Origin of the sequence: Endozoicomonas sp. ALE010 (assembly GCF_049310165.1) — a bacterium.
Taxonomy (GTDB): Bacteria; Pseudomonadota; Gammaproteobacteria; order Pseudomonadales; family Endozoicomonadaceae; genus Endozoicomonas.
In genome coordinates, this window is record NZ_JBLYNV010000092.1 from 1 (window position 1) to 13,201 (window position 13,201).

Here is a 13,201-nt window from a genome sequence, read left to right on the forward strand (position 1 = left end):
CTGGATTGTCTGAGAATATTCGATCTGCAATGTTGGCAGTCATGAGCAGAGCAAAAATATGAACTATGGTGCATCTGATGCGACCACCCTGGTAATCGCCTTCTTGCCATAATGACTCAAGTAAACTTTTCTGTAAAATGAACTTCTGAGCAGAACAGCAGTCTGTTTTTTATATTTTCATGAATTAATGAAATATAATTATGGATAGAAGTTCTGCTGGTATCAGTGGTCAATCCACAAGATCAGATAACGGTTACAACCACCCGAATGGTCGTGCCCCTTCTTCAAGGCGTGGGCGATACAGACATGCCACAGGCAGACAATGGAATAATCCCCCTCGCACTGCACCGGGTCGCAACGAATTTTACCATTCATCTGGCACACGCTCTTCTCAACATCTACAGTGCCGTTCAGTCAACTCTGCTCAAGATTTTAATGCCCTCATCAAACCAGAAATAATGGATGATCTGGTAAGTCAATCGGATCGTTTCGGTCATCGCTATAATGGGAGAAATCACGGGCAATATGCCAGTTCAATTAAAAAATACACGTCAGCTGTTCAAAGACCGTTAAATCGAGCTGAACAAAGCCAGCTGATGCGTTTGCTGCAAAATTTCACAGCAACACGGAGCTGGAATTGGCGAAGCCTGACGACAACACTTCACTCATTTACTTCAGCGGGTGTTTTTACCCCTCATAAACCCAGGGATGAGCATGTTAAGCTCACTCAAGCTGCCTTATTGTCAACGCTACTTGATGCAATAATATTCAAGTGCAACCAGAAAACTCAAGCCAGGGATATTGATGCCCAGGGAATCACCAACCTGTTGTGGGCCATGGCGAAACTGGTGGACAACGGGCAGGAACGGACAACAGAGCTCAAAGAGGCCATGGCCGTGTTGTTGCCCCATGTGAATGCACAGAAAAAACAATTTATTCCTCAGGGAATCGCCAACCTGCTGTGGGCCATGGCGAAACTGGTGGACAACGGGCAGGAGCGGACGCCAGAGCTCAACGAGGCCGTGGCTTCGCTGTTGTCCCATGTGAACGCACAGAAAGACCAATTTGATACCCAGAATATTGCCAACCTGCTGTGGGCCATGGCGAAACTATCGGACAACGGGCAGAAGCGGACGCCAGAGCTCAACGAGGCCGTAGCCGTGCTGCTGCCCCACGTGAACTTACAAAAAGCGAACTTTAAACCACAGGGAATCGCCAACCTGCTGTGGGCCATAGCGAAACTGGTGGACAACGGCCAGGAACGGACACCAGGGCTCAACGAGGCCGTGGCCGCCCTGTTGCACCACGTGAACGCACAGAAAGGCCAATTTATTCCTCAGGCTATCGCCAACCTGCTGTGGGCCATGGCGAAACTGGTGGACAACGGGCAGGAGCAGACACCAGAACTCAAAGAGGCTGTGGCTGCGCTGTTGCCCCACGTAAACACACAAAAATCTTGCTTTAAACCACCGGAAATCGCCAACCTGTTGTGGGCCATGGCGAAACTGGTGGACATCGGACAGGAGCGGACACCAGATCTTAACGAGGCCGTGGCCGTGCTGTTGCCCCTCGTGAACGCACAGAAAGCTCACTTAAAACTTCAGGATATCACCAACCTGCTGTGGGCCATGGCGAAACTGGTGGACAACGGGCAGGAGCAGACACCAGAGCTCAACGAGGCCGTGGCTGCCCTGTTGCCCCATGTGAACGCACAGAAAGACCAATTTATTCCTCAGCACATCGCCAACCTGCTATGGGCCATGGCGAAACTGGTGGACAACGGGCTGGAGCCGACACCAGAGCTCAAAAGGGCCTTGGCCGCGCTGTTGTCCCACGTGAACGCACAGAAAGCTAACTTTAAACCACAGGGTATCGCCAACCTGCTGTGGGCCATGGCGAAACTGGTGGACAACGGGCAGGAGCGGACACCAGATTTCAACGAGGCCGTGGTCGCGCTGTTGCACCACGTGAACGCACAGAAAGACCAGTTTATTCCTCAGCATATCGCCAACCTGCTGTGGGCCATGGCGAAACTGGTGGACAACGGGCAGGAGCGGACACCAGATTTCAACGAGGCCGTGGTCGCGCTGTTGCACCACGTGAACGCACAGAAAGACCAGTTTATTCCTCAGCATATCGCCAACCTGCTGTGGGCTATGGCGAAACTGGTAGACAACAGGTACGAGCAGACACCAGGTCTTAACGAGGCCGTGGCCGTGCTGTTGCCCCAAGTGAACGCACAGAAAGCTAACTTTAAACCACAGGAAATCACCAACCTGCTGTGGACCATGGCGAAACTGGTGGACAAAGGGCTGGAGAAAACACCAAAGCTCAAAGACGCTGTGGCTGCGCTGTTGCCCCACGTAAATGCACAGAAAGACCAATTTATTCCCCAGCATATCACCAACCTGCTGTGGGCCATGGCAAAACTGGTGGACAACGGGTACGAACAGACACCGGTGTTCAAAGAAGCGGTGGCTGCGCTGTTGACCTGCGTGAACGGACAGAAAGACCAATTTAATGCCCAGTGTGTCACCAACCTGCTGTGGGCCATGGCAAAACTGGTGGATAACGGGCAGGAGCAGAAACCAGGGCTCAACGAGGCTGTGGTCGCGCTGTTGCCCCTCGTGAACGCACACAAAGACCAATTTAATACCCAGGGTATTGCCAACCTGCTGTGGGCCACGGCCAAACTGGGTGAACTCGTTGAGCTGAACGTGGCTACCTCTGCGTTCGAATCGCTTGTCTATCGAATCAGTAAGAACCTTCAGTTTTCTCAGGAAGAGATATCGATGTCTCTCTGGGGAGTCATGGTATGCTGTGCCAGATTGGCTCTAGACTCCAATGCCAATAAAAATAACGTGCTTGAAAAGCACATGGGTGACCTGTTGACTCGTCTGGAAAATACCTCGCCAGATAATGAAGAGGATCAATCCATCATGATCATGGCCGCACGTTGGCTTGGCAGAGCGTGTCCGGTCGTCCGCCATTACCAGAAAGCCATTTCAAAAACCCAGGCCGACTTCCGCGATCAACTCCAATCATGCATTCCATCTTTGAGGATTGAAGAAGAAAAGAGCCTGAACGCATTACCTCCGGTTGACCTGCTTCTGCCAGATCACAACATTGTGATTGAAGTTCAGGGACCGTCTCATTACGTAGGTGGTGATTTCAACACCAGGAATGGTTCGACTCTACTGAAAATCGCACTGCTGAAAAAATCAGGATTTGAGGTCATTGAAATCCCGGTTAACATGCTTTGGAATCAGGATTTAATGAAACCATGTATTGATCAAATAAAGACCAGGATAGGCATCCCCCCACAGGAGCATGGCTCTGTATCATTTAATAGAGGGTGGGCAGATGCTGCATACGTGGCTGGTGAAGAACATTTAGAAAAGCAAACCAACCCAGCAAAAAAGAAGAAAAAGAGAAGAAGAAAACAAACAGTCAGTAATCGCCTTCCTCCCATCATGACTCAAGTAAACTTTTCCGCAAAATGAACTTCTGAACAGAACAGCAGTCTGCTTTTTATATTTTCATGAATTAATGAAATATAATTATGGATAGAAGTTCTGCTGGTATCAGTGGTCAATACACAAGATCAGATAACGGTTACAACCAACCGAATGGCCGTGCCCCTTCTTCAAGGCGTGGGCGATACAGACATACCACAGTCAGACAGCGGGATAGTCACCCCCGCTCTACCCCGGGATGTAATAAATTTCACCATTCTTCTGAGACAAGCCCTTCTCAATATTTAATGCACCGTTCAGTAAACTCTGCTCAAGATTTTAATGCCCTCATCGAACCAGAAATAATGGCTGGTCTGGTGAGGAAATCAAAACGTTTCGGTCATCGCTATGATGGGAGAGATCACGGCCTGTATGCCAGTTCAGTTAAAAAATACACGTCAGCTGCCAAAAGACCGTTAAATCGAGCGGAACAAAGCCAGCTGATGCGTTTGCTGCAAAATTTCGCAGCAACGCGGAGCTGGAATTGGCGAAGCCTGACGACAACATTTCACTCATTGACTTCAGCAGGTGTTTTTACCCCTCATAAACCCGTGGATGAGCGTGTCAAGCGTACTCAAGCTGCCTTATTGTCAACGCTACTGGATGCAATAAGATTCAAGTGCAACAAAAAAGCTGAAGCATGGGATATTGATGCCCAGGGAATCGCCAACCTGCTGTGGGCCATGGCGAAACTGGTGGACAACGCGCAGGAGCGGACACCAGAGCTCAACGGGGCTGTGGTCGCCCTGTTGCCTCTCGTGATCGCACAACAAGCTAACTTTAAACCACAGGAAATCGCTAACCTGCTTTGGTCCATGGCAAAACTGGGTGAACTCCTTGAGCTGAACGTGGTTACCTATACGTTCGAATCGCTTGTCTATCGAATCAGTGAGAACCCTGAGTTTTCTCAGCAAGAGATACCGTTGTCTCTGTGGGGAGTCATGGTATGCTGTGCCAGGTTGTTTCTGGATTCCAATGCTAATCAAAGCAACGTGTTTGAAAAGCACATGGATGACCTATTCACTCGCCTGAAAAATACATCGCCAGACAATGAAGAGGAACAATCCATCATTACCCTGGCTGCCAGTTGGCTTGGCAGAGCCTGTCCGGTCGTTCGCCATTACCACACAAACAGTTCAAAAAACCAGGTCGACTTCCGCGATCAACTCCAATCATCTATTCCATCTTTGAGGATTGAAGAAGAAAAGAGTCTGAACTCATTACCTCCGGTTGACCTGCTACTGCCCGATCACAACATGGTGATTGAAGTTCAGGGCCCCTCTCATTACGTGGGTGGTGATTTCAAAACCAGGAATGGTTCAACTCTGCTGAAAATCGCACTGTTGCAAAAAGCAGGATTTGAGGTCATTGAAATACCGGCTAACCAGCTTTTGAAGAAAGATTTAATGAAACCCTATATTGATCAAATAAAGATCAGGGAAAGCATCGCGCCACAGGGTCATGACTCTGCATCACTTAAAAGAGGGTGGTCAGATGCTGCATACGTAACTGCCGAAGAACATTCAAATTAGCAAACCAACCCAGCAAAGAGGAAGAAAACAAGCAGCCAGTCATCGCCTTCCTCCCATCATGACTCAAGTAAACTTTTCCGCAAAATGAACTTCTGAACAGAACAGCAGTCTGCTTTTTATATTTTCATGAATCAATGAAATATAGTTATGGATAGAAGTTCTGCTGGTATCAGTGATCAATACACAAGATCAGATAACGGTTACAACCAACCGAATGGCCATGCCCCTTCTTCAAGGCGTGGGCGATACAGACATGCCACAGTCAGACAATGGAATCATCCCCCCTGCACTGCACCGGGTCGCAATGAATTTTACCATTCTTCTGGCACATGCTCTTCTCAACATCTACAGTGCCGTTCAGTCAACTCTGCTCAAGATTTTAATGCCCTCATCAAACCAGAAATAATGGATGATCTGGTAAGTCAATCGGATCGTTTCGGTCATCGCTATAATGGGAGAAATCACGGGCAATATGCCAGTTCAATTAAAAAATACACGTCAACTGTTCAAAGACCGTTAAATCGAGCTGAACAAAGCCAGCTGATGCGTTTGTTGCAAAATTTCACGGCAACGCGGAGCTGGAATTGGCGAAGCCTGACGACAACACTGCACTCATTGACTTCAGCGGGTGTTTTTACCTTACATAAACCCATGGATGAGCGAGTTAGACTTACTCAGGCTAACTTATTGTCAACGCTATTTGATGCAATAATATTTAACTGCAACCAAAAGCCTCCAGCCAGGGATATTGATGCCCTGGGAATCGCCAACCTGCTGTGGGCCATGGCAAAACTGGTGGACAACGGGCAGGAACGGACACCAGAGCTTAACGAGGCCGTTGTCGCTTTGTTACACCACGTGAACGCACAGAAAGCTCACTTTAAACCACAGGAAGTCACCAACCTGGTGTGGGCCATGGCAAAACTGCTGGACAACAAGCAGGAGCGTAAAGCAGAACTCAAAGAGGCTATGGCCGCCCTGTTGCCCCTCATCAAGGCACAGAAAAACCAGTTTAATGCCCAGGCCATTGCCAACCTGCTGTGGGCCATCGCGAAACTGGTGGGCAACGGGCTGGAGCGAACACCAGGGCTCAACGAGGCCGTGGCCACGCTGTTGCCCCACGTGAACGCACAGAAAAACCAGTTTAATGCCCAGGGCGTTGTCAACCTGCTGTGGGCCATGGCGAAACTGGTGGACAACGGGCTGGAGCGGACACCAGGTCTCAAAGATGCGGTGGCCGCCCTGCTGCCCCTCCTGAATGCAAAGAAAGACCAATTTAACGCCCAGGGCATTGCCAACCTGCTGTGGGCCATGGCGAAACTGGTGGACAACCGGCTGGAGCGGACACCAGGGCTCAACGAGGCTGTGGCCACCCTGTTGCCCCTCGTGAACGCACAGAAAAACCGATTTATTCCTCAGCACATCACCAACCTGCTGTGGGCCATGGCGAAACTGGTGGACAACAGGCAGGAACAGACACCAGGGCTCAACGAGGCTGTGGCCGCCCTGTTGCCCCTCATGAACGCACAGAAAAACCAACTTAATGCCCAGGGCATTGCCAACCTGCTGTGGGCCATGGCGAAACTGGTGGACAACGGGCTGGAGCGGACACCAGGGGTCAACGAGGCCGTGGCCGCCCTGCTGTCCCTCCTGGACGCACAGAAAAACCAACTTAATGCCCAGAACATTGCCAACCTGCTGTGGGCCATGGCGAAACTGGTGGACAACGGGCTGGAGCAGACACCTGTGTTCAAAGAGGCCGTGGCAGCCCTGTTGCCCCACGTGAACGCACAGAAAGACCAATTTATTCCGCAGGCTATTGCCAACCTGCTGTGGGCCATGGCGAAAATAGTAGACATCGGGCAGGAGCACACTCAAGGGGTCAAAGAGGCCGTAGCCGCGCTGTTGCCCCACGTGAACGCACAGGAAGACCAATTTACTGCCCAGGGTATCGCCAACCTGCTATGGGCCATGGCGAAACTGGTGGACAACGGGCTGGAGCGGACACCAGGGCTCAAAGAGGCTTTAGCCGCCCTGTTGCCCCTCGTGAACGCACAGAAAAACCAATTTATTCCTCAGCATATCGCCAACCTGAAGTGGGCCATGGCAAAACTGGTGGACAACGGGCAGAGGCTGACTCCAGAGTTCAAAGAGGCCGTGGTCGCGCTGTTGCCCCAGGTAAATGCACAGAAAGCCAACTTTAAACGACAGGAAATCGCCAATCTGCTGTGGGCCATGGCAAAACTGGTGGACAGCGGGCTGGAGCAAACACCAGAGCTCAAAGAGGCCGTGGCCGCAGTGTTGTCTCAGATGAACGCACAGAAAGCTAACTTCATTCCGCAGGAAATCACCAACCTTCTGTGGGCCATGGCGAAACTGGTGGACAACGGGCAGGAACGGACACCTCATCTGAAAGAGGCCATAGCCGCGCTGTTGCCCTGCGTGCACAGACAGAAAGACCAATTTGTTCCGCAGGGAGTCGCCAACTTGCTCTGGGCCATGGCGAAATTGGTGGACAACAGCCAGGAGCAGACACCAGATTTCAACCAGGCCGTGGCTGCGCTGCTGCCCCACATGAAAGTACAGAAAGCTGACTTTAAACCACAGGGAATCGCCAACCTGCTGTGGGCCATGGCGAAACTTTTGTACAACGGGCTGGAGCAGACACCTGGGTTCAAAGAGGCCGTGGCCACACTTCTGCCCCTCGTGGACGCACAGAAAGACCAGTTTATTCCTCAGCATATCGCCAACCTGCTGTGGGCCATGGCAAAACTGGTGGATACCGGCCACGAGTGGACACCAGAGTTCAAAGAGGCCGTGGCCGCGCTGTTGCCCCGCGTAAACGCACAGAAAAACCAATTTAATGCCCAGGGTATTGCCATCATGCTATGGGCCATGGCGAAACTGGGTGAACTCCTTGAGCTGGACGTGGTTACCTCTACGTTCGAATCGCTTGTCTATCGAATCAGAGAGAACCCTCAGTTTTCACAGAAAGAGATACCGTTGTCTCTCTGGGGAGTCATGGTATGCTGTGCCAGGTTGTTTCTGGATTCCAATGCCAATAAAAGTAACGTGTTTGAAAAGCACATGGATGACCTGTTCACTCGCCTGGAAAATACCTCGCCAGACAATGATGAGGAACAATCCATCATTACCATGGCTGCAAGTTGGCTTGGCAGAGCCTGTCCGGTCGTTCGCCATTACCACACAAACATTTCAAAAACCCAGGTCGACCTCCGCGATCAACTCAAATCATCTATTCCATTTTTGAAGATCGAAGAGGAAAAGAGTCTGAACTCATTACCTCCGGTTGACCTGCTTCTGCCAGATCACAACATGGTGATTGAAGTTCAGGGTCCCTCTCATTATGTGGGTGGTGATTTCAAAACCAGGAACGGTTCGACTCTGCTGAAAATCGCACTGCTGCAAAAAGCAGGATTTGAGGTCATTGAAATCCCGACTAACCAGCTTTTGAGCAACGATTTAATGAAACCATACATTGATCAAATAAAGACCAGGATAGGCATCCCACCACAGGGTCATGGTTTTGTATCACTTAAAAGAGGGTGGGCAGGTACTGCATACGTTACTACCGAAGAACATTTAGCAGAGCAAACCAACCCGGCAAAGAGGAAGAAAGCAAGCAGCCAGTAATCGCCCTACTCCCATCATGACTCAAGTATACTTTGCCGCACAATGAACTTCTGGGCATAACAGCAGTCTGCCTTTAATATTTTCATGAATTAATGAAATTTAATTATGGATAGACGTTCTGCTGGTATCAGTGGTCAATACCCAAGATCAGATAACAGTTACAACGAACCGAATGGCCATGCCCCTTCTTCAAGGCATGGGCGATACCGACATGCCACTGTCAGACCATGGAATCATCCCCCCCGCACGGCACCGGGTCGCAATGAATTTTACCATTCTTCTGACACACGCTCTTGTCAATATCTACAGCGCCGTACAGTAAACCCTACTCAAGATTTTAATGCCCTCATCAAACAAGAAGTAATGGATGACCTGGTAAGTAAATCGCATCATTTCGGCTATCGCTATGATGGGAGAAATCACGGTCAGTATGCCAGTTTAATTAAAAAATACTCATCAGCTGCTAAAAGACCGTTAAATCGCACAGAACAAAGCCAGCTGATGCGCTTGCTGCAAAATTTTACGGCAACACGGAGCTGGAATTGGCGAAGCCTGACGACAACACTTCACTCATTGACTTCAGCAGGTGTTTTTACCCCTCATAAACCGCTGGATGAGCGTGTTCAGCTCACTCAAGCTGTCTTATTGTCGACACTTCTTGATGCAATAATATTTAACTGCAACCAAAAACCGAAAGCCCGTGATATTAGTGCTCAGGAAATCGCTAACCTGATGTGGGCCATGGCGAAACTGGTGGACAACGGGCAGAAGCAGACGCCAGAGTTCAACGAGGCCGTGGCCGCGTTGCTACCCCATGTAAACACACAGAAAGAACAATTTATTCCTCAGCATATTGCCAACCTGCTGTGGGCCATGGCGAAACTGGTGGACAAAGGGCTGGAGCGGACACCGGGTCTCAACGAGGCCATGGCCGTGCTGTTGCCCTACGTGAACGTACAAAAAGCGAACTTTAAACCACAGGGTATCGTTAACCTGCTGTGGGCCATGGCGAAACTGGTGGACAACGGGCAAGAGCGGACACCAGAGTTCAACAAGGCCCTGGTCGGGCTGTTGCCCCAAGTGAATGCACAGAAAGACTGGTTTATTCCTCTGCATATCGCCAACCTGCTGTGGGCCATGGCAAAACTGGAGGACAACGGGCTGGAGTGGACACCAGATTTCAACAAGGCCGTGGTCACGCTGTTGCCCCACGTGAACGCACAGAAAGACCTGTTTATTCCTCAGCATATCGCCAACCTGATGTGGGCTATGGCAAAACTCGAGGACAAAGGGCAGGAGCGGATACCAGGTCTCAACGAGACCATGGCCGTGCTGTTACCCCTCGTGAAGGCACAAAAAGCTCACTTTAAACCTCAGGAAATCACCAACCTGCTGTGGGCCATGGCGAAACGGGTGGACCACTGGTACGAGCAGACACCAGAGTTCAACGAAACCGTAGCTGCACTGTTGACCTGCGTGACCGAACCAAAAGCTAGCTTTAAACCACTGCATATCGCCAACATGCTGTGGGCCATGGCGAAACTGGTAGATAACGGGCAGGAGCAAACACCAGGGTTGAAAAAGGCCGTGGCCGCGCTGTTGTCCCACGCGAATGCACAGAAAGACCAATTTACTGCCCAGAGCATCGCCAACCTGCTACTGGCCATGGCGAAACTGGTAGATAACGGGCAGGAGCAAACACCAGAGTTCAACAAGGCCGTGGCCGCGCTGTTGCCCCGCGTGGACGCACAGAAAGACCAGTTTAGCCCTCAGCATATCGCCAACCTGCTGTGGGTCATGGCGAAACTGGTGGACAACGGGCAGGAGCAGACACCAGGTCTCAACGAGGCCGTGGCGGCGCTGTTGCCCTTCGTGCACATACAAAAAGCTAACTTTAACCCACAGGAAACCGCCAACCTGCTTTGGGCCATGGCAAAACTGGTGGACAACGGGCAGGCGCAGACACCAGGTCTCAACGAGGCCGTGACCGCGCTGATGCCCCTCGTAAATGGACAAAAAGCTCACTTTAAACCGCAGGGTATCGCCAACCTGTTTTGGGCCATGGCGAAACTGGTGGACAACAGGCTGGATCAGACACCAGGTCTCAAAGAGGCCGTGGCCGCCCTGTTGCCCCTCGTGAACGCACATAAATCGGACTTTAAACCACAGGAAATCGCTAACCTGCTGTGGGCCATTGCGAAACTGGGTGAACTCATTGAGCTGAACGTGGTTACCTCTACGTTCGAATCGCTGCTCTCTCGAATCAGTAAGAACCTTCAGTTTTCTCAGAAAGAGATATCGATGTCTCTCTGGGGAGTCATGGTATGCTGTGCCAGGTTGTTTCTGGACTCCAATGCCAATAAAAATAACCTATTTGAAAAACACATGGATGACCTGTTCATTCGTCTGGAAAATACATCGCCAGATAATGGCGATGATCAATCCATCATTACCATGGCTGCAAGTTGGCTTGGCAGAACCTGTTCGGTCGTCCGTCATTACCAGACAATCATTTCAAAAAACCAGGTCGACTTCCGTGATCAACTCAAATCATCTATTCCAGCTTTGACGATCGAAGAAGAAAAGTGTCTGAACTTATTACCTCCGGTTGATCTGTTACTGCCAGATCACAACATGGTGATTGAAATTCAGGGCCCCTCTCATTATGTGGGTGGTGATTTCAAAACCAGGAATGGTTCGACTCTGCTGAAAATCGCACTGTTGCAAAAAGCAGGATTTGAGGTCATTGAAATCCCGACTAACCAGCTTTTGAGCAACGATTTAATGAAACCCTATATTGATCAAATAAAGATCAGGGTAAGCATCCCGCCACAGGGTCATGACACTGTATCACTTAAAAGAGGGTGGACAGATGCTGCATACGTGACTGGTGAAGACATTTAGCAGAGCAAACCAAACCGGCAAAGAAGAAGAAAACAATCAGTAATCGCCTTCCTCCCATCATGACTCAAGTAAACTTTTCTGCAAAATGAACTTCTGGGCATAACAGCAGTCTGCTTTTTATATTTTCATGAATTAATGAAATATAATTATGGACAGAAGCTCTGCCGGTATCAGTGGTCAATACGCAAGATCAGATAATGATTATAATCGACCAGGTGGCCATGCTGCTTCTTCAAGGCGTGGACGATACAGACATGCCACGGTCAGGCAGTGGGATACTCACCCCCGCTCTACTCCGGGATGTAATAAATTTCACCATTCTTCCGGCACACGCCCTTCTCAATATTTGATTCACCGTTCAGTCAACTCTGCTCAAGATTTTAATGCCCTCATCAAACCAGAAATAATGGCTGGTCTGGTGAGGAAATCGGAACGTTTCGGTCATCGCTATGATGGGAGAGATCACGGTCTATATGCTAGTTCACTTAAAAAATACACGTCAGCTGCTAAAAGGCCGTTAAATCGAGCAGAACAAAGCCAGCTGATGCGTTTGCTGCAAAATTTCACAGCAACACGGAGCTGGAATTGGCGAAGCCTGACGACAACACTTCACTCATTGACTTCAGCAGGTGTTTTTACCCCTCATAAACCGCTGGATAAGCGCGTTGTGCTCACTCAAGCTGCCTTATTGTCGACACTACTTGATGCAATAATATTTAACTGCAACCAAAAACCGAAAGCCCGTGATATTGGTGCTCAGGAAATCGCTAACCTGCTGTGGGCCATGGCGAAACTGGTGGACAACGGGCAGAAGCGGACGCCAGAGTTCAACGAGGCCGTGGCCGTGTTGATGCCCCATGTGAACACACAGAAAAAACAATTTATTCCTCAGGGAATCGCCAACCTGCTGTGGGCCATGGCGAAACTGGTGGACAACGAACAACAGCAAACGCAAGGGCTCAAAGAGGCCGTGGCTGCCCTGTTGCCCCACGTGAACGCACAGAAAGCTGACTTTAAACCACAGGAAATCGCCAACCTGCTGTGGGCAATGGCGAAACTGATGGACAACGATCGGAAGTGGGTACCAGAGCTCAAAGAGACTGTGGCCGTGTTGTTGCCCCACGTGAACGCACAGAAAAACCAATTTAATGCCCAGGAAATCACCAACCAGCTGTGGGCCATGGCGAAATTGGTGGACAACGGACTGGAGCGGACACCAGGTCTCAACGAGGCCGTGGCCGTGCTGTTGCCCCACGTGAACGTACAAAAAGCAAACTTTAAACCACAGGGTATCGTTAACTTGCTGTGGGCCATGGCGAAACTGGTGGACAACGGCCAGGAACTGACATCAGAGTTCAACGAGGCTCTGGCCGCGCTGTTGCCCCACGTGAACGCACTGAAAGACTGTTTTATTCCTCAGCATATCGCCAACCTGCTGTGGGCCATGGCCAAACTGGTAGATAACGGGCAGGTGCAAACACCAGAATTAAAAAAGGCCGTGGTCGCGCTATTGCCCCACGTAAACGCACAGAAAGACCAGTTTAGTCCTCAGCATATCACCAACCTGCTGTGGGCCATGGCAAAACTGGAGGACAA

The 13,201-nt window shown here is 50.2% G+C and carries 5 protein-coding genes; all 5 read left to right on the forward strand.

The features are described 5' to 3' along the window. Window positions 1-200: 200 nt before the first annotated feature. The gene (locus ACO6UY_RS22660; protein WP_422491348.1) at window positions 201-3,503 is read left to right on the forward strand and encodes a DUF1601 domain-containing protein; all 3,303 of its coding nucleotides are present in this window, start codon (window positions 201-203) and stop codon (window positions 3,501-3,503) included. Between the two features lie 59 nt (window positions 3,504-3,562). Then, complete coding sequence (locus ACO6UY_RS22665; RefSeq protein WP_422463861.1) at window positions 3,563-5,047, forward strand: RAP domain-containing protein; 1,485 nt, start codon at window positions 3,563-3,565, stop codon at window positions 5,045-5,047. Between the two features lie 147 nt (window positions 5,048-5,194). Further along, window positions 5,195-8,701 (forward strand): DUF1601 domain-containing protein, encoded by a 3,507-nt coding sequence (locus ACO6UY_RS22670; protein ID WP_422468458.1) that lies wholly within the window; start codon window positions 5,195-5,197, stop codon window positions 8,699-8,701. A 105-nt stretch (window positions 8,702-8,806) separates the two neighbouring features. Further along, window positions 8,807-11,605 carry a DUF1601 domain-containing protein gene (locus ACO6UY_RS22675; protein ID WP_422491350.1) on the forward strand — a complete coding sequence of 933 codons (2,799 nt, stop codon included), beginning with the start codon at window positions 8,807-8,809 and terminating at the stop codon, window positions 11,603-11,605. Window positions 11,606-11,753: 148 nt separating this feature from the next. Then, the coding region (locus tag ACO6UY_RS22680; RefSeq protein ID WP_422491352.1) for a DUF1601 domain-containing protein at window positions 11,754-13,201 on the forward strand (1,448 nt) is incomplete at its 3' end.